This window comes from Enterobacter sp. UPMP701 (assembly GCF_053709515.1).
The window spans coordinates 294,943-313,160 of record NZ_JBSKJN010000004.1 but is presented as its reverse complement, the minus strand read 5'-3'; the positions used below and the strand labels follow the sequence as shown (position 1 = coordinate 313,160).

At 55.7% G+C, this 18,218-nt stretch carries 21 protein-coding genes; 17 read left to right on the top strand and 4 right to left on the bottom strand.

The window, feature by feature from the left end; genetic code table 11:
* Nucleotides 1-21 precede the first annotated feature (21 nt).
* The gene (gene grcA, locus ACWKXT_RS12990) at nt 22-405 is read left to right on the top strand and encodes an autonomous glycyl radical cofactor GrcA (protein ID WP_006176733.1); all 384 of its coding nucleotides are present in this window, start codon (nt 22-24) and stop codon (nt 403-405) included.
* 50 nt (nt 406-455) lie between these two features.
* On the opposite strand, the gene srmB is transcribed toward grcA, so the two are convergent.
* Entirely contained in the window at nt 456-1,784 is a 1,329-nt protein-coding gene (gene srmB / locus ACWKXT_RS12985) for an ATP-dependent RNA helicase SrmB (protein WP_454529328.1), read from the bottom strand.
* 132 nt (nt 1,785-1,916) lie between these two features.
* Here srmB and trmN point away from each other — a divergent pair, with 132 nt between their 5' ends.
* A complete protein-coding gene (gene trmN, locus ACWKXT_RS12980; protein WP_454532600.1) occupies nt 1,917-2,654 on the top strand; it encodes a tRNA(1)(Val) (adenine(37)-N(6))-methyltransferase TrmN in 738 nt (245 codons plus the stop codon).
* Here the strand turns inward: trmN and nadB are convergent.
* The gene (nadB, locus tag ACWKXT_RS12975) at nt 2,639-4,258 is read right to left on the bottom strand and encodes an L-aspartate oxidase (protein WP_454532599.1); all 1,620 of its coding nucleotides are present in this window, start codon (nt 4,256-4,258) and stop codon (nt 2,639-2,641) included. The two genes, trmN and nadB, sit on opposite strands and share 16 nt — an antisense overlap.
* 344 nt (nt 4,259-4,602) lie before the next feature.
* On the opposite strand from nadB, the gene rseD reads away from it, so the two are divergent.
* From rseD to acpS, 12 genes are all read left to right on the top strand, one after another.
* Nucleotides 4,603-4,686 (top strand): rpoE leader peptide RseD, encoded by an 84-nt coding sequence (rseD, locus tag ACWKXT_RS12970; RefSeq protein WP_454529333.1) that lies wholly within the window; start codon nt 4,603-4,605, stop codon nt 4,684-4,686.
* Nucleotides 4,683-5,258 (top strand): RNA polymerase sigma factor RpoE, encoded by a 576-nt coding sequence (gene rpoE / locus ACWKXT_RS12965; RefSeq protein ID WP_006176728.1) that lies wholly within the window; start codon nt 4,683-4,685, stop codon nt 5,256-5,258. The genes rseD and rpoE overlap by 4 nt, the downstream gene beginning before the upstream one ends.
* 31 nt (nt 5,259-5,289) lie before the next feature.
* Entirely contained in the window at nt 5,290-5,940 is a 651-nt protein-coding gene (rseA, locus tag ACWKXT_RS12960) for an anti-sigma-E factor RseA (protein ID WP_454529325.1), read from the top strand.
* Complete coding sequence (gene rseB / locus ACWKXT_RS12955; protein ID WP_023331097.1) at nt 5,940-6,893, top strand: sigma-E factor regulatory protein RseB; 954 nt, start codon at nt 5,940-5,942, stop codon at nt 6,891-6,893. Before rseA ends, rseB begins: the two co-directional genes overlap by 1 nt.
* Entirely contained in the window at nt 6,890-7,366 is a 477-nt protein-coding gene (gene rseC / locus ACWKXT_RS12950) for a SoxR-reducing system protein RseC (protein WP_454529324.1), read from the top strand. The genes rseB and rseC overlap by 4 nt, the downstream gene beginning before the upstream one ends.
* A 185-nt stretch (nt 7,367-7,551) precedes the next feature.
* Nucleotides 7,552-9,351 carry a translation elongation factor 4 gene (gene lepA / locus ACWKXT_RS12945; RefSeq protein WP_061097366.1) on the top strand — a complete coding sequence of 600 codons (1,800 nt, stop codon included), beginning with the start codon at nt 7,552-7,554 and terminating at the stop codon, nt 9,349-9,351.
* A 16-nt stretch (nt 9,352-9,367) separates the two neighbouring features.
* On the top strand, nt 9,368-10,342 hold the full coding sequence (gene lepB, locus ACWKXT_RS12940) for a signal peptidase I (RefSeq protein WP_119915331.1): 975 nt from the start codon (nt 9,368-9,370) through the stop codon (nt 10,340-10,342).
* 223 nt (nt 10,343-10,565) lie between these two features.
* Nucleotides 10,566-11,246, top strand: a complete 681-nt coding sequence (gene rnc / locus ACWKXT_RS12935; protein WP_003860711.1) for a ribonuclease III — start codon at nt 10,566-10,568, stop codon at nt 11,244-11,246.
* The gene (gene era, locus ACWKXT_RS12930) at nt 11,243-12,148 is read left to right on the top strand and encodes a GTPase Era (protein ID WP_111965125.1); all 906 of its coding nucleotides are present in this window, start codon (nt 11,243-11,245) and stop codon (nt 12,146-12,148) included. Before rnc ends, era begins: the two co-directional genes overlap by 4 nt.
* Nucleotides 12,149-12,166: 18 nt before the next feature.
* Nucleotides 12,167-12,874: a DNA repair protein RecO gene (gene recO, locus ACWKXT_RS12925; protein ID WP_080328393.1), complete on the top strand. Its 708-nt coding sequence runs from the start codon at nt 12,167-12,169 to the stop codon at nt 12,872-12,874.
* Nucleotides 12,875-12,907: 33 nt separating this feature from the next.
* Nucleotides 12,908-13,639 (top strand): pyridoxine 5'-phosphate synthase, encoded by a 732-nt coding sequence (gene pdxJ / locus ACWKXT_RS12920; protein WP_454529323.1) that lies wholly within the window; start codon nt 12,908-12,910, stop codon nt 13,637-13,639.
* The gene (gene acpS, locus ACWKXT_RS12915; RefSeq protein WP_454532598.1) at nt 13,639-14,019 is read left to right on the top strand and encodes a holo-ACP synthase; all 381 of its coding nucleotides are present in this window, start codon (nt 13,639-13,641) and stop codon (nt 14,017-14,019) included. Before pdxJ ends, acpS begins: the two co-directional genes overlap by 1 nt.
* Here the strand turns inward: acpS and ACWKXT_RS12910 are convergent.
* Nucleotides 14,016-14,276 carry a YfhL family 4Fe-4S dicluster ferredoxin gene (locus ACWKXT_RS12910; protein ID WP_008502177.1) on the bottom strand — a complete coding sequence of 87 codons (261 nt, stop codon included), beginning with the start codon at nt 14,274-14,276 and terminating at the stop codon, nt 14,016-14,018. The genes acpS and ACWKXT_RS12910 overlap by 4 nt on opposite strands.
* A gap of 46 nt (nt 14,277-14,322) precedes the next feature.
* Nucleotides 14,323-15,171, bottom strand: coding sequence for a MurR/RpiR family transcriptional regulator (locus ACWKXT_RS12905; RefSeq protein ID WP_454529322.1), 849 nt, complete (start codon nt 15,169-15,171; stop codon nt 14,323-14,325).
* A 118-nt stretch (nt 15,172-15,289) separates the two neighbouring features.
* On the opposite strand from ACWKXT_RS12905, the gene murQ reads away from it, so the two are divergent.
* The 3 genes from murQ to yfhb are packed head-to-tail and all read left to right on the top strand — an operon-like array spanning nt 15,290 to nt 18,195.
* Nucleotides 15,290-16,183: an N-acetylmuramic acid 6-phosphate etherase gene (gene murQ / locus ACWKXT_RS12900; RefSeq protein ID WP_454529321.1), complete on the top strand. Its 894-nt coding sequence runs from the start codon at nt 15,290-15,292 to the stop codon at nt 16,181-16,183.
* A gap of 11 nt (nt 16,184-16,194) precedes the next feature.
* Nucleotides 16,195-17,556 (top strand): PTS transporter subunit EIIC, encoded by a 1,362-nt coding sequence (locus tag ACWKXT_RS12895; RefSeq protein WP_454532597.1) that lies wholly within the window; start codon nt 16,195-16,197, stop codon nt 17,554-17,556.
* A gap of 3 nt (nt 17,557-17,559) precedes the next feature.
* The gene (gene yfhb, locus ACWKXT_RS12890; RefSeq protein WP_454529319.1) at nt 17,560-18,195 is read left to right on the top strand and encodes a phosphatidylglycerophosphatase C; all 636 of its coding nucleotides are present in this window, start codon (nt 17,560-17,562) and stop codon (nt 18,193-18,195) included.
* The last annotated feature ends 23 nt before the right edge of the window (nt 18,196-18,218 follow it).

Below are 18,218 nucleotides of genomic sequence, written 5' to 3'. Positions count from 1 at the left end.
GTAGCCTAAGGGAGGCAACACATGATTACAGGTATCCAGATTACTAAAGCTGCAAACGACGATCTGCTCAATTCTTTCTGGCTGCTGGACAGCGAGAAAAACGAAGCGCGCTGTGTCGTTGCGAAAGCGGGTTTTGCTGAAGATGAAATCGTGCCAGTGAACAAACTGGGCGAAATTGAATACCGTGAAATTCCAATGGAAGTGCAGCCAGAAGTGCGCGTTGAAGGGGGCCAGCACCTGAACGTAAACGTGCTGCGCCGCGAAACGCTGATGGATGCTGTTGAGCACCCGGAAAAATATCCACAGCTGACCATCCGCGTGTCCGGCTATGCGGTTCGCTTTAATTCACTGACGCCAGAACAGCAGCGCGACGTTATCGCCCGTACCTTTACTGAAAGCCTGTAAGGCTTCAGCTATGGGGGGAATAAAAAAGCCGGGGAAATCCCCGGCTTTTTTTACTCTTCAGTCTTCGTTTCCTGCGCGGCAGCGCTTGGCTTACGACGCTTACCAATGTTTTTGGTATCGCGATGGCGCTGCTTCACGCGCGGCTTCTCTTTTTCTTTCTCTTTTCTCTCAGCACGTTTCGCGAGCGCTTTCTTGGACGGTTTACCCGTCATTTTTTCGCTCGGCGCACGTGTGGTTGGGCGCAAGCCATCAATAACGCGCGCTTTCAGCGGCTCGTCGACATAGCGGCCAATTTTCTGCAACAGCAGATAGTCATGCGCTTCAACCAGTGAAATCGCAATCCCTTTGCGGCCCGCGCGGCCGGTACGGCCAATACGGTGCAGGTAGGTATCTCCGCTGCGCGGCATATCGAAGTTAATGACATGGCTCACGTCAGGGATGTCGATCCCGCGCGCGGCAACGTCTGTTGCGACCAGCACATTAACGCGGCCATCGGTCAGGCGCTTAATGCCTTCGGTACGTTTAACCTGCGCCATCTCACCTTCGAGATAGCAATTGTTGATCCCGGCGTTACGCAGCATCTCAGCCAGCTCGTGCACGCGCTCGCGCTTACGCACAAACACGATTGTGCGCAGAGCATCTTCCTGCTTCAGCAGGTGCTTGAGCAGCTCAACTTTGTGCTCAAGGTTGTCCGCACGGTAATACCACTGGTGGATCTTCTTACGCTCGCGCGTGGAGGGCGTAGCGGAAACTTCTACAGGATCTTCCAGCAGACGCTCAGCGAAATCTTTGATCGCGTCCCCTTCAAGGGTGGCAGAGAACAGCATCGTCTGGTTACGCCAGCGCGTTTCACCGGCAATATGCTCGATGTCCTGTGCGAAGCCCATGTCCAGCATGCGGTCAGCTTCGTCCAGAATCAGCGTTTCTACTGCACGGCAGTCGAAGTTCTCTTCTTTAATGTACTGCAGCAGGCGGCCCGTCGTCGCGACGACGATGTCCTGGTTTTCGCTGAACACTTCCGCGTGGTTCATATACGCAACGCCACCAGTGATAGTGGCGATATCCAGATGAGTATTTGCCGCGAGTTCACGTGCGTGATCGGCAACCTGCATGGCGAGTTCGCGCGTAGGCGTCAGGATTAAAATACGCGGCGGGCCAGATTTTTTACGTGGAAAATCGAGCAGATGCTGCAACACAGGCAGCAAATAGGCTGCTGTCTTCCCCGTGCCGGTTGGCGCAGAACCGAGCACATCGCGGCCCTCAAGCGCAGGCGGAATGGCCGCTGCCTGAATGGCGGTCGGGCGTGTAAAGCCTTTGCTCTCAAGTGCATTGAGCAGGCTTTCATCGAGTTCAAGTTCGGAAAAAGTCGTTACAGTCATGTTCTACCTCTGTGTGGGGCGCTGATTATAGACGTTACGGCTGTAATCTTCATCTGTTTGTATGGATATCGCTTTTCGGTGAGTTCGCTTTCCCCTATGCTACTCCAGTTTCACTTAGAAGGTTGCCCTGACATGTCTCAACTCAAAGCGCAGCTGCGCCGCGATGGTTTTACGTTTAAACAATTTTTTGTCGCTCACGATCGCTGTGCCATGAAAGTCGGTACAGACGGCATTCTACTGGGAGCATGGGCACCTGTCGCAGGCGTTAAGCGTATTCTTGATATTGGTACCGGCAGCGGGCTGGTGGCGTTAATGCTGGCGCAGCGAACGGAAGAGCATGTCACCATTGATGCCGTGGAACTGGATGCGCAGGCCGCAGGGCAGGCGAGTGAAAATGCGGCCGAATCACCATGGGCAGAGCGGATTAGCGTTAAATGCGCAGACGTGCTGGCCTGGGCGCCTGAACAAACCGCGCGTTACGATCTGATCGTCAGCAACCCTCCCTACTACGAGCCCGGCGTGGAGTGCGGCTCGCCTGAGCGCGAACAGGCGCGTTATACCGGCTCTCTCGATCATAAAGCACTGCTCATCAGCGCGGCGGAGCTCATCTCTGAAGAGGGCTTTTTCTGCGTGGTTCTGCCAGAAAGCACGGGCAATACGTTCATCGCTATTGCGCAGGAGATCGGCTGGACGTTACGTTTGCGTACCGACATTTCGGACACAGAAGGCCGACTGCCGCACCGCGTGCTGCTGGCGCTCTCGCCAAAAGTGGGTGAATGCTTTAATGACCGAATGATGATCCGTGGGCCAGACCAGCGTTATTCCGAAGATTACACTGCTCTGACCCAGGCGTTTTATCTGTTTATGTAAACCTGCGGGGCGAGGATCGACGGGCCGGACTCAGGGAGCTGATCCGGGTAGTCCAGGGTATAGTGCAACCCGCGGCTCTCCTTACGCATCATCGCGCAGCGAACAATCAGCTCGGCAACCTGCACCAGATTGCGCAGCTCCAGCAGGTTATTAGATACGCGGAAATTGGCATAATACTCATCAATTTCCTGCTGCAGCATGGTGATGCGGCGCAAGGCACGTTCCAGGCGTTTCGTGGTACGCACAATCCCTACGTAATCCCACATAAACAGCCGTAGCTCGTGCCAGTTATGCTGGATCACGACCAGCTCGTCCGGGTTTTCCACACGGCTTTCATCCCAGGCAGGAAGATGCTCTGTTTCGCGGGCGTAAGGCATGTGCCTGGTGATGTCTTCCGCTGCTGACCAGCCGTATACCAGACATTCAAGCAGCGAGTTAGAAGCCATACGGTTCGCACCGTGAAGCCCGGTATAACTCACCTCACCGATAGCATACAGACCATCCACGTCAGTACGCCCGTGATCGTCAACCATGACGCCGCCGCAGGTATAGTGGGCAGCCGGGACAATGGGCACCGGATCGCGGGTCAAATCGATACCCAGGTTCAGCAGCTTTTCGTAAATCATCGGGAAATGCTGGCGAATGAATTCTGCCGGCTTATGGCTGATATCGAGATACATGCAGTCCACGCCAAGACGCTTCATTTCATGGTCGATGGCGCGGGCAACGATATCACGCGGCGCCAGTTCACCCCGGGCGTCAAAGTCCGGCATAAAGCGGGTACCGTCCGGGCGTTTCAGATAAGCGCCTTCACCGCGCAGGGCCTCCGTCAGCAGGAAGTTGCGCGCCTGGGGGTGGAACAGGGCGGTTGGGTGAAACTGGTTAAACTCGAGGTTCGCCACGCGGCAGCCGGCGCGCCAGGCCATAGCGATACCGTCTCCGGAGGCGATGTCCGGGTTAGTGGTGTACTGGTATACCTTGGAGGCGCCGCCCGTCGCCAGCACCACAGCCTTCGCCTGACAGGTTTCCACCTTCTCTTTATTACGGTTCCAGACCCACGCCCCCACGACGCGACGCGTGCCGGGCAGGCCAATTTTGTCGGAGATAATCAGGTCAACGGCGTTACTTCGCTCAAGAACCCGAATATTCGGATGGTTTAGCGCTTTACTGACCAGCGTAGTTTCCACTTCTTTCCCGGTGGCATCCGCGGCGTGCAGGATGCGGCGGTGGCTATGGCCGCCTTCACGGGTTAAGTGGTAGCTCTCTTCACCGTTGGGCTGAACCTGAGTATCGAATAACACACCCTGATCGATGAGCCACTGAACGCAGTGACGGGCATTGCTGGCGACAAACTTCGCCGCGTGCGCATCCACGATCCCGGCTCCGGCAATCAGCGTATCTTCCACATGCGACGCAATGCTGTCTGTCTCGTCAAACACTGCGGCAATGCCGCCCTGGGCGTAAAATGTGGACCCTTCACTTATCGGGCCTTTGCTCAGAACGATAACGCTCTGATGTTCGGCCAGACGCAGCGCCAGAGAAAGACCAGCAGCACCGCTGCCGATGATCAGTACATCACAATGAAGTTCAGGTGTTGTGTTCATGATTGGTTGTTTAATTTACTAAACAGTGTTGGGGCAGAATAGCACCTGAATGCGAGATACCGCACGTTTTTTTTACTGCTTGTTGCAATGACTAAACGCGTAAGCAGGGGTAAACGGAGGGTAAATGAATGAAATTATTTTGCGAAGCAGATCGTTAGCGTCAGATTTTGTGGTGAAATAAAGCCCGTGTTGCGTTACTCTTCTGGCGGGAAAAAGATGTTTCTTGTCATAAAGTGGTGCGTATCGTGAACAGACTTATAATGAGAGAAAATGAACGGTCTGCGGCGCGATGAACAAAAACAAAGGCGTTACGGAACTTATTGAAGGTCAGACACTCTAACTCGGTGCTTGCTCAAAGTGCAGTAGTTGCAGAGTGGCGTTTCGATAACGCGTGGAATTTAGGTTTGGGGAGACATTACCTCGGATGAGCGAGCAGTTAACGGACCAGGTCCTGGTTGAACGGGTCCAGAAGGGAGATCAGAAAGCCTTTAACTTACTGGTGGTGCGCTACCAGCATAAGGTGGCGAGTCTGGTTTCCCGCTATGTACCGTCAGGTGATGTACCTGATGTGGTGCAAGAGTCTTTTATTAAGGCCTATCGTGCGCTGGATTCATTCCGGGGAGATAGTGCTTTTTATACCTGGCTGTACCGTATTGCTGTCAATACGGCAAAGAATTATCTGGTTGCTCAGGGGCGTCGTCCGCCGTCAAGCGATGTGGACGCTATCGATGCCGAAAACTTCGAAAGTGGCGGTGCGCTGAAAGAAATTTCGAACCCTGAGAACTTAATGTTGTCAGAAGAACTGAGACAAATTGTTTTTCGCACGATCGAGTCGCTCCCGGAAGATTTACGCATGGCAATTACGTTACGGGAGCTTGATGGTCTGAGCTATGAAGAGATAGCCGCTATCATGGATTGTCCGGTCGGCACGGTTCGTTCACGAATTTTCCGTGCGCGAGAAGCTATTGATAATAAAGTTCAACCGCTTATCAGGCGTTGACGATAGCGGGATACTGGAAAAGGTATTAGGCATGCAGAAAGAAAAACTTTCCGCTTTAATGGATGGTGAGACGCTGGATAGTGAACTGCTCAACGAGCTGTCTCATTCTCCCGAAATGCAAGAGACCTGGGAGAGCTATCATCTCATCCGTGATACGCTGCGCGGCGATACCGGCGAGATGCTCCATTTCGATATCTCAGCTCGCGTGATGGCGGCCATTGAGAATGAGCCTGTTCATCAAACCACTCCGCTGATTCCTGAAGCTCAACCCGCACCGCACCAGTGGCAGAAAATGCCGTTCTGGCAAAAGGTGCGTCCTTGGGCCAGCCAGCTCACCCAAATGGGGGTGGCTGCATGCGTATCGCTTGCAGTTATCGTTGGCGTCCAGCACTATAATACTCAGTCTGAAACTAATCAGCAGCCTGAAGCGCCAGTGTTTAACACACTGCCGATGATGGGCAAAGCCAGCCCGGTAAGCCTGGGCGTACCGGCTGATGCATCCGCCAGCGGCGGTCAGCAACAGCAGGTGCAGGAGCAGCGCCGTCGCATTAATGCGATGTTGCAGGATTACGAGTTGCAGCGTCGTCTGCACTCTGAACAGCTTCAGTTTGAGCAGGCCCAAACCCAGCAAGCTGCGGTGCAGGTGCCCGGAAACCAAACTTTAGGAACGCAATCGCAGTAATGAAGCAACTTTGGTTCGCCATGTCTCTGATGGCGGGTAGCCTGTTCTTCTCTGCCAACGCCTCGGCTGATGTTTCATCCGGGGCGTTGTTGCAGCAAATGAATCTGGCCAGCCAGTCACTCAATTACGAGTTGGCATTTATCAGCATCAATAAGCAGGGTGTCGAGTCTCTACGCTATCGCCACGCCCGTCTTGATAACCAGCCGCTCGCCCAGCTTTTACAGATGGATGGCCCGCGTCGGGAAGTTGTCCAGCGGGGCAACGAAATCAGCTATTTCGAGCCCGGTCTGGAGCCTTTCACGCTGAATGGCGACTATATCGTTGATTCTCTGCCGTCGCTTATCTATACCGACTTTAAACGGCTCGCTCCTTACTATGATTTTATTTCAGTAGGGCGTACGCGCATTGCAGACAGACTGTGTGAGGTCATCCGCGTGGTTGCGCGCGACGGCACGCGCTACAGCTATATCGTCTGGATTGATGCGGAAACCAAGCTGCCGATGCGTGTAGATCTGCTCGACCGCGACGGTGAAACGCTGGAACAGTTCCGCGTGATCTCCTTTAGCGTCAACAATCAGGTTGGCAACAGTATGCAGAATCTGGCGAAGGCCAGCCTGCCGCCGCTGCTCTCTGTCCCGGCCGGGGATTCCGTGAATTTCAACTGGGTGCCTTCCTGGATCCCACAAGGGTTTAGCGAAGTGTCAAGCAGCCGTCGTCAGCTGCCTACCATTGATACGCCGGTTGAATCACGCCTCTATTCCGATGGTTTGTTCAGCTTCTCGGTGAATATCAACCGCGCAACGGCAAACAGTTCTGAGCAAATGCTGCGTACCGGGCGTCGTACGGTCAGCACCACGGTACGTGATAACGCAGAGATTACGATTGTGGGTGAACTCCCGCCGCAGACGGCGAAGCGAATCTCTGACAGCATTAAATTCAGGGCCGCACAATGATTAAAGAGTGGGCGACCGTGGTCTCCTGGCAGAATGGCATTGCGCTGGTAAGCTGTGATGTTAAAGCCTCATGCAATAGCTGCGCATCCCGAGCCGGTTGTGGCAGCCGCGTGCTCAATAAATTAGGGCCGCAGACGTCGCATACGATCTCCGTGCCGAGCGAACAGCCGCTGGTAGCCGGTCAGAAGGTAGAACTGGGGATTGCGGAAGGCAGCCTGCTCACTTCCGCGATGCTGGTTTATCTCTCTCCACTGCTCGGTCTGTTTGCAATGGGCGGTATTTTTCAGATGCTGTTTGGCACAGATTTGGCCGCCATGTGCGGGGCCGCTTTGGGCGGCGTTGGCGGTTTTTGGCTTGCTAAAGGCCTCTCGCCGAAGCTTGCAGCCCGCGAAGCGTGGCAGCCCGTTATCCTGAGCGTTGCACTGGCACCTGACCAACTTCGCGTCGAGACGCTCTCTTCTGAGGCCCGGTGATCCACCGGGCTTTATCATTATTTACATCTCAAAAAAGAAAACGCCATTTCTTCGCGCTATGCTTGGCTCTAAGTGCATTTCCAGGTTGCGGGTATGTAGTGTAGAATGCTGCGTTTTCGCACTGAAAAACGTCAGGCTAAGAACAGCGGCCTCCAGGAATTCGTAAGGCATAATTATTTAACTATATGAAGAACATACGTAACTTTTCGATCATTGCTCACATTGACCACGGTAAGTCGACGCTGTCTGACCGTATTATCCAGATTTGCGGTGGCCTGTCTGATCGTGAAATGGCAGCCCAGGTACTGGACTCCATGGACCTGGAACGCGAACGCGGTATCACCATCAAAGCGCAGAGCGTGACGCTCGACTATAAAGCTTCTGATGGCGAAACCTATCAACTGAACTTTATCGACACCCCTGGCCACGTTGACTTCTCCTATGAAGTTTCACGCTCGCTGGCGGCCTGTGAAGGTGCGCTGCTGGTGGTCGATGCCGGGCAGGGCGTTGAAGCCCAGACCCTGGCGAACTGCTACACCGCGATGGAAATGGATCTCGAGGTTGTGCCGGTTCTGAACAAAATCGATCTGCCTGCTGCCGATCCTGAGCGCGTGGCGGAAGAGATTGAAGATATTGTCGGCATCGACGCGACGGATGCCGTGCGCTGCTCCGCTAAAACCGGCGTGGGTGTTCCTGATGTGCTGGAACGTCTGGTGCGTGATATTCCACCACCGGAAGGTGACCCGGATGCCCCGCTTCAGGCGTTAATCATCGACTCCTGGTTCGATAACTACCTGGGCGTGGTCTCTCTGGTGCGTATTAAAAACGGCACCATGCGTAAAGGCGACAAAATCAAGGTTATGAGTACCGGACAGGTCTACAACGCAGACCGTCTGGGTATCTTCACGCCAAAGCAGGTTGACCGTACCGAGCTGAAATGCGGCGAGGTAGGCTGGCTGGTCTGCGCGATTAAAGACATCCTCGGCGCGCCAGTGGGCGATACCCTGACCGGTGCGCGTAACCCGGCAGACAAAGCGCTGCCAGGCTTTAAAAAGGTGAAACCGCAGGTTTACGCGGGTCTGTTCCCGGTCAGCTCCGATGACTACGAAAACTTCCGTGACGCGCTCGGCAAGCTGAGCCTGAACGATGCCTCCCTGTTCTACGAGCCAGAAAGCTCAACGGCGCTGGGCTTCGGCTTCCGCTGCGGCTTCCTCGGCCTGCTGCACATGGAGATCATTCAGGAACGTCTGGAACGTGAATACGATCTGGATCTGATCACCACCGCACCGACGGTAGTGTATGAAGTGGAAACGACGTCGAAAGAAGTGATCTACGTCGACAGCCCGTCCAAGCTGCCGCCGCTGAATAACATTCACGAACTGCGCGAGCCGATCGCAGAGTGTCACATGCTACTGCCGCAGGAGTTCCTGGGTAACGTCATCACGCTCTGTATTGAGAAGCGTGGCGTGCAGACCAACATGGTTTACCACGGTAACCAGGTGGCGCTGACCTATGAAATCCCGATGGCGGAAGTGGTTCTCGACTTCTTCGACCGTCTGAAGTCCACCTCCCGTGGCTATGCGTCACTGGATTACAACTTCAAACGCTTCCAGGCCTCCAACATGGTGCGTGTGGACGTGCTGATCAACGGCGAGCGCGTAGATGCGCTGGCGCTGATCACCCACAACGACAATGCGCCGTACCGTGGCCGCGAGCTGGTTGAGAAGATGAAAGATCTGATCCCGCGTCAGCAGTTCGATATCGCGATTCAGGCGGCGATTGGCAACCACATCATCGCCCGCTCTACCGTTAAACAGCTGCGTAAAAACGTTCTGGCGAAGTGCTATGGCGGCGACGTCAGCCGTAAGAAAAAGCTGCTGCAGAAGCAGAAAGAAGGTAAGAAGCGTATGAAGCAGGTCGGTAACGTTGAGCTGCCGCAGGAAGCATTCCTTGCCATTCTTCATGTCGGTAAAGACGGCAAATAACCTTTAAGGAGTTGGCATGGCGAACATGTTTGCCCTGATCCTGGTCATCGCTACGCTGGTGACAGGTCTGCTGTGGTGTCTGGATAAGTTTATCTTCGCCCCAAAACGCCGTGAACGTCAGGCTGCCGCGCAGGCAGCGACTGGCGACCAGCTGGACGCGAAAACCCTGAAGAAAGTCGGCCCGAAACCGGGCTGGCTGGAAACCGGCGCGTCGGTGTTCCCGGTGCTGGCAATTGTGCTGGTGGTACGTTCGTTTATTTACGAACCGTTCCAGATCCCATCGGGTTCAATGATGCCAACGCTGCTGATCGGGGATTTTATTCTGGTTGAGAAGTTTGCTTACGGCATCAAAGATCCGATTTACCAGAAAACGCTGATCGAAACCGGTCATCCGAAACGTGGCGACATCGTGGTGTTTAAATATCCGGACGATCCGCGTCTGGATTACATTAAGCGCGCGGTGGGTCTGCCGGGTGATAAAGTGACCTACGATCCGGTTGCGAAGGAAGTCACTGTTCAGCCGGGCTGCAGCTCCGGTACCGCCTGTGAAAATGCGCTGCCAATCACATACTCAAACGTTGAGCCAAGCGATTTTGTGCAGACCTTCGCCCGCCGTAACGGCGGTGAAGCGACGAACGGGTTCTTCCAACTGCCTAAAGGCGAAACCAAAGAGAACGGTATCCGCCTGGTTGAGCGCAAAGAGACCCTGGGTGATGTGACTCACCGCATCCTCACTGTGCCAATTGCGCAGGATCAGCTGGGTATGTACTACCAGCAGCCGGGCCAGCAGCTGGCGAGCTGGATTGTACCGCCAGGGCACTACTTCATGATGGGTGATAACCGCGATAATTCAGCGGACAGCCGTTACTGGGGTTTTGTGCCGGAAGCGAATCTGGTCGGTAAAGCCACCGCGATCTGGATGAGTTTTGAGAAGCAGGAAGGTGAATGGCCGACTGGCGTTCGCCTGAATCGTATTGGCGGAATTCACTAATTCTCGCTAAAAATAACACGTAGCGGCTTTTATTCGCCGCTACGTGAATTATTTCCACGATAAATCTCTTTGAACTAACGACATCCCCTGTCGTTGTGTATAGAATATTCCCCCGAAGTTTAAGGTTGGCCCTGCAAGGGTGCCACGGCACACGAAACCGCGTTGGTTTTCTCAGGTCGGTTTCGTGTGCTGCATTTTTGACGCATTCATTTATTGGTATCGCATGAACCCCATCGTAATTAATCGGCTTCAACGGAAGCTGGGCTACACTTTTCATCATCAGGAGTTGTTGCAACAGGCATTAACCCACCGCAGTGCCAGCAGCAAGCACAATGAGCGTCTTGAGTTTCTGGGCGACTCAATTTTAAGTTTCGTGATTGCGAATGCGCTTTATCATCGTTTCCCGCGCGTGGATGAAGGTGATATGAGCCGCATGCGCGCCACGCTGGTTCGGGGTAATACCCTTGCGGAAATCGCGCGCGAATTTGAACTGGGCGAATGTCTGCGTCTTGGGCCGGGTGAACTGAAAAGCGGCGGCTTCCGTCGTGAATCTATTCTTGCCGATACGGTCGAAGCATTAATTGGTGGTGTGTTCCTGGACAGCGATATCCAGACCGTCGAAAAGCTGATCCTTAACTGGTATCAGACTCGTCTGGATGAAATCAGCCCGGGCGATAAACAAAAAGATCCTAAAACGCGCCTGCAGGAGTATTTGCAGGGTCGTCATCTGCCGCTGCCATCCTATCTGGTGGTGCAGGTGCGTGGCGAAGCGCACGATCAGGAATTTACCATCCATTGCCAGGTCAGTGGCCTGAGTGAACCGGTGGTGGGCACGGGTTCAAGCCGTCGTAAGGCTGAACAGGCTGCCGCCGAACAGGCGTTAAAAATGCTGGAGCTGGAATGAGCGAAGAAAAAACCTATTGCGGATTTATTGCCATCGTCGGACGTCCGAACGTTGGCAAATCCACCCTGCTGAATAATCTGCTTGGGCAGAAGATTTCTATCACCTCGCGTAAGGCGCAGACCACGCGTCACCGCATCGTCGGTATCCATACTGAAGGCGCGTATCAGGCGATCTACGTCGATACCCCGGGCCTGCACATGGAAGAGAAGCGTGCCATTAACCGTCTGATGAACAAGGCGGCGAGCAGCTCCATCGGTGATGTAGAGCTGGTGATTTTCGTTGTAGAGGGCACCCGCTGGACGCCGGACGACGAGATGGTGCTGAACAAGCTGCGTGACGGCAAAACGCCGGTCATCCTCGCGGTCAACAAAGTGGATAACGTGCAGGAAAAGGCCGACCTGCTGCCGCATCTGCAGTGGCTGGGCAGCCAGATGAACTTCCTCGACATCGTACCGCTGTCTGCTGAGACCGGCCTGAATGTGGATACTATCGCGGGCATCGTGCGTAAGCATCTGCCGGAAGCGATTCATCATTTCCCGGAAGACTACATCACCGATCGCTCTCAGCGCTTTATGGCGTCTGAAATCATCCGCGAAAAGCTGATGCGTTTCCTGGGCGCTGAGCTGCCGTACTCTGTGACGGTGGAGATCGAGCGTTTCCAGAGCAACGAGCGCGGTGGCTACGATATTAACGGCCTGATCCTCGTTGAGCGTGAAGGGCAGAAGAAGATGGTGATCGGCAACAAAGGCGCCAAGATCAAAACCATCGGCATTGAAGCCCGTAAGGACATGATGGAGATGTTCGAAGCGCCGGTTCACCTCGAACTGTGGGTGAAAGTGAAATCTGGCTGGGCCGATGATGAGCGTGCTCTGCGCAGCCTCGGTTACGGCGAAGATCAGTAACTCAAGACGACGAGTATCATGGAAGGTTGGCAGCGCGCCTTCGTTCTCCATAGTCGTCCCTGGAGCGAAACCAGCCTCATGCTGGACGTCTTCACGGAAGAGTCGGGCCGCGTGCGCCTTGTTGCGAAAGGCGCACGTTCCAAACGTTCTAACCTGAAAGGCGCCTTACAGCCTTTTACGCCGCTGCTGGTTCGCTTTGGCGGGCGAGGGGAAGTCAAAACCCTGCGCAGCGCAGAAGCCGTCTCCCTGGCGCTTCCCCTTTCTGGCATCACGCTCTACAGCGGTCTGTATGTCAACGAGCTTATCTCTCGTGTCCTTGAACATGAGACTCGCTTCTCGGAACTTTTCTTCGATTATCTGCACTGTATCCAGGCACTGGCTGGCGCAACCGGCACGCCCGAGCCTGCGCTGCGTCGCTTCGAACTGGCGCTGCTGGGCCATCTCGGGTACGGCGTGGATTTTCTGCACTGTGCGGGCAGCGGTGATGAGGTGGAAGACACCATGACCTACCGCTACCGGGAAGAAAAAGGCTTCATCGCCAGTATTGTGATAGACAACAGCACCTTTACCGGTCGCCAGCTCCGGGCGCTGTATGAACGCGAGTTTCCCGATCAGGATACCCTGCGCGCCGCAAAACGCTTTACCCGGATTGCCCTCAAGCCGTATCTTGGCGGCAAGCCCTTAAAGAGCCGCGAATTATTCAGGCAGTTTATGCCGAAACGTTAGACCACAGAATCGAAAAGAAAACCGAGGATTGTCATGGCTGAATTACTGTTAGGCGTCAACATCGATCACATCGCCACGCTGCGCAATGCACGCGGCACGGCGTATCCCGATCCGGTTCAGGCGGCGTTTATTGCTGAACAGGCTGGCGCCGACGGCATTACTGTTCACCTGCGTGAAGACCGTCGCCACATCACCGACCGCGACGTGCGCATTCTGCGCCAGACGCTGGACACCCGTATGAATCTGGAGATGGCGGTCACCGAAGAGATGCTGACCATTGCCTGCGAGACCAAACCGCATTTCTGCTGCCTGGTGCCGGAAAAACGCCAGGAAGTGACCACCGAAGGCGGGCTGGACGTGGCAGGTCAGCAGGACAAAATGCGCGATGCCTGCAAACGCCTGGCGGATGCCGGTATTCTGGTTTCTCTGTTTATCGACGCGGATTTCACCCAGATAAAAGCGGCGGCTGACGTGGGCGCGCCGTATATTGAAATCCACACCGGCTGCTATGCCGATGCCAAAAACGATGCCGAACAGGCCAAAGAGCTGGAGCGTATCGCCAAAGCGGCCACCTACGCCGCGAGCCTGGGCCTGAAGGTCAACGCCGGTCACGGACTGACCTACCACAACGTGAAAGCCATTGCCGCCCTGCCGGAAATGCACGAGCTGAACATCGGTCACGCCATTATTGGTCGCGCGGTGATGAGCGGCCTGAAAGAGGCGGTCTCTGAAATGAAACGCCTGATGCTGGAAGCGCGTCAGTAATGGCCATTCTGGGCTTAGGCACCGATATCGTTGAAATAGCCCGCATTGAAGCGGTGATCGCCCGGAGTGGCGATCGCCTCGCAAGACGCGTGCTGAGCGATAACGAATGGGCCATCTGGGAAACGCATCAGCAGCCGGTGCGTTTTCTGGCAAAGCGCTTTGCGGTAAAAGAGGCGGCAGCCAAAGCTTTCGGGACCGGCATTCGTAACGGCCTGGCATTTAACCAGTTCGAAGTGTTTAACGATGAGCTGGGCAAACCGAGCCTGCGTTTGTGGGGAGAAGCGCAAAAGCTGGCGGAGAAGCTGGGGGTGAATCACATCCACGTGACGATCGCGGATGAACGCCACTATGCCAGCGCGACGGTGATTATTGAAAGTTAAAGTTTGTCCGCGTGATGCATCAGCACAAACTTATCCCACAGCTGTTCTTCGCTCTCGACGTGTGCCGGATCCTTCAGAATAGTATTAGGGATCGGGCACACCTTCTGGCAGGTCGGCGTCTCATAGTGGCCGATGCATTCCGTGCAGCGGTCGCTGTTAATCTCATAAATGCTGTCGCCCATCGAAATCGCCTGGTTCGGGCATTCGGGCTCGCACATATCGCAATTGATGCATTTTTTGGTAATTAACAGCGCCATCAGGAAATTCTCAGAAACAACACAAACTGGGCGGGCATTATACGCGTCAAACCAGTTTCTTTACCAGTTCTTCGCTATGACGAATGCGCTCGGGCGCGCGCTCCAGGTCCTGCTGCACCAGCGCCATAAACAGCAGATCCGTCAGCATCATTTGCGCACTGGTGGACGAGATAGCCGCGCTGCGCGTGGCCTGCTCTTCGGCAATGGTATATAAACAGCGCGTTGCCCGCTGCTGCAGGGAATTTGGGGTGAACCCGGTGATGGCAAGGATTTTACCGCCAACGCGCAGGGCTTCATCGGTAGCCATGTTGATCTCGCGGCGCTCGCCAGAGTAGGAGATCGCCAGCAGCAGATCGTCAGGATCCATCGCCTGAACGGTCGCCAGCAGGGCGTGCATATCCTGCTCGACAATGGCGTTAAGCCCAATTTTCGTTAACTTCCAGCCAAAGTTACGCGCCACCAGACCGGACGCGCCGATGCCGGTCAGAATGATACGCCGCGCGCCGCGCAGCATCGCCACGCTTTCCAGTAATTTCTCTTCAGTATTCACATCCAGCGTTGCATGCATGGCCGCCACGTTCTCTTTGATGAGCTTTTCGCCGACCAGACGCATCGGGTCATCGCCGCGGATTTGGTTATGCACCGGCATGGACTGCGGGTTCGGGTTACTCACCAGCGCTTCGCTGATTGCCAGCTTAAGAGCGGGAAAGCCCTTAAACCCGATCTTCTGGGCAAATTTCACCACGCTTGACTGGCTCACCCCGGCTTCGCTCGCCAGCTGCTGGGAGCTGAGATGGCGGGCGCGATCGGGCTGAGAAAGCAGAAAGTCCGCCAGCTTTTTGTCGCTTTGAGCAAAGCCGGCGTAGCGCTGGCGAATGCGAATTAAACAGTTCATAGGTACTCCCGGCGGAAATGTGATTGTCTGCGCAAATACGAATTTTGCTCGCCTGAATGAATTTTATATTCCATTATAGTGTGATTATTATGAATTAAAAATTCTTGAGGTACAAAAGATGAATCTTGGCTCACTTGTTTCTGAAACGCGTAACCCACAAACCATGGATCTGGATGCACTCTCCACCCTGGAGCTGGTTAACCGCTTTAATCAACAGGATACGCTGGTCGCGCAGGCAGTGAAAGAGACATTGCCTGAGGTGGCGAAAGCGGTCGATGCGGCAGCGGAAGCTCTCAAGGCCGGTGGTCGCATTATCTATATGGGGGCCGGTACCAGCGGGCGTCTCGGCGTGCTGGACGCCTCCGAATGCCCGCCAACCTTTGGCGTTCCGCACGGTCTGGTGGTCGGATTAATTGCCGGTGGTCCCGGTGCGCTGCTCAAAGCAGTAGAAGGGGCGGAAGATAATAAACAGCTGGGTGAAGATGATCTGAAAGCCCTGAATCTGACCGCGCAGGATCTGGTGGTTGGGCTGGCGGCTTCCGGGCGCACGCCGTACGTTATTGGCGGCCTGGAATACGCCAACCGGACGGGCTGCACGACGGTCGCCATCTCCTGTAACCCGGGCTCGCCGATTGCGCAGGTCGCCGCTATCGCCATCTCTCCGGTTGTCGGGCCGGAAGCACTCACCGGCTCCACGCGCCTGAAATCCGGGACCGCACAAAAGCTGGTGCTCAATATGATCTCCACCGGCGCGATGGTGAAGTTCGGCAAGGTTTACCAGAACCTGATGGTCGATATGCAGGCCACCAACGTCAAGCTGGTGGACAGAGCCTGCCGCATGGTGATGGAGGCGACAGGCGCAGGTCGGGAAGAGGCGGAAGCGGTGTTAAAACAGACCGATCACGACGTCAAACCGGCCATCCTGATGATTTTAAGCGGGCTGGATGCAGCGGCCGCACGAGCCAAACTTGAGGCGCATAATGGCTTCTTACGGGCGGCCTTAGAAAACTAGCAGAGGCGTGTATGGACAAAACAGCAGCGCTCGCCAGCGATATCCTGCAGGGGATTGGCGGGGAAAAAAATATTCAGCGTCTGGAAAACTGCATGACGCGCGTGCGCGTCGAGGTGCATAACGACGACCAGCTTGATGTGCCGCGCCTGAAGCAGCTATCCGGCGTGAGCGGCTACGTGAAACAGGGGCAGCAGCACCAGCTGATCGTCGGGCCCGGGAAAGCGGCGCAGGTTGTCGATGCCATGCGCGCGCTGATGGTCGGCGGCGCGAGCGTGACGGTCGACGACGCTGAATGTACCAAAGCGCAGGCGAAGGCGAAATACAAAGCCCCGATGAGCGACGCGCTGCGGCAGCTGGCAAACGTCTTTATCCCGCTGATCCCGGCGTTTATTGCCTCGGGCTTGATCACCGGCATCATCAACATCCTCAAGCGGCCGGATATCGTCGGGGACTTTGCCACGCAGTATCCGAACCTGCTGGGGATTCTCGGGATCTTCGGCAGCGCGGTGTTTGCCATAATGAACATCCTGGTCGGGGTCAACACCGCGAAGGTGTTTGGCGGCTCGCTGGCCATGGGCGGCGTAATGGCGGGGATCTTGTCCAGCCCGCAGCTGGCGCAAATCACGCTGTTTGGCGAGGCGCTCCAGCCTGGGCGCGGCGGGGTGATCGCCGTGCTGCTGGTGGTTATCCTGATGTGCTGGATCGAGAAAAAGCTACGCGCGGTTCTGCCTGGCTCGATTGAGCTGATCCTCAACCCGCTGCTGACCACCTTAATTACCGGTAGCGTGGCGATTGTGGTCCTTCAGCCGTTAGGCGGGTGGATTTCTGACGCTATCGCTCACGGCGCGTCTCTGGCTATCGATCGCGGCGGCCTGCTGGTGGGAGCGGTGCTGTCTGGCACCTTCCTGCCACTGGTGCTGACCGGCCTGCATCAGGGGCTGGTGCCGATTCACGTCGAGCTGGTGCAGGCGCACGGTTACAACGCGCTGCTGCCTATCCTGTCAATGGCGGGCGTGGGGCAGGTGGGAGCGGCGATTGCCGTCCTGATGAAAACCCGCAACGCACGTCTGAAAAAGGTGATTAAAGGGGCGCTACCGGTCGGGCTGCTCGGCATTGGCGAGCCGCTGATATTCGGCGTCACGCTGCCGCTGGGTAAACCGTTCCTTGCGGCCTGTCTGGGGGGCGCTGTAGGCGGGGCGTTAATCAGCTACTGGAAAGTGGCGACCGTCATTACCTTCGGGATCTCCGGATTACCGCTGGCATTAACCATCGTGACCGGAAAAGTCATGCTCTATCTGTTAGGCTATTTAGTAGCGGTGATCGCCGGGTTCCTGTTTACCTGGCTGTTAGGATTCAACGACCCAGAGGAGTAAGGTTTGACCAGTCACGAGCGTCGCGTTGTCTTTTTCGATCTGGATGGAACGCTGCATCAGCAGGATATGTTTGGTACGTTTATGCGCTACCTGCTGCGGCGCCAGCCTCTGAACGCGCTGCTCGTCCTGCCGCTCTTACCTGTGATTGGCATCGCGCTGCTGGTGAAAGGCCGGGCGGCGCGATGGCCGATGAGCCTGCTGCTGTGGGGATGCACGTTTGGCCACAGCGAAGCGCGGCTCAAACGCCTCGAACAGGATTTCGCGCACTGGTTCCGCGGCCACGTCGCCGCGTTCCCCGTGGTGCAGGCGCGCCTGACCAGCTATCTAGACGCCAACGATGCCGACATCTGGCTGATTACCGGCTCCCCGCAGACGCTGGTTGAGCAAGTCTACTTTGATACCCCCTGGCTGCCGCGCGTGAATCTTATCGCTACGCAAATTTCCCGCGGCTACGGCGGCTGGGTGCTGACCCTGCGCTGCCTGGGGCATGAAAAAGTGGTCCAGCTGGAAAAACGCATCGGCACGCCACTGCGCCTGTACAGCGGCTACAGCGACAGCAAGCAGGACAACCCGCTGCTCTATTTTTGCCAGCATCGCTGGCGCGTTACTCCCCTCGGTGAACTTCAGCAACTCGAATAGTCTTATCTATAAGGGCTGTGTAT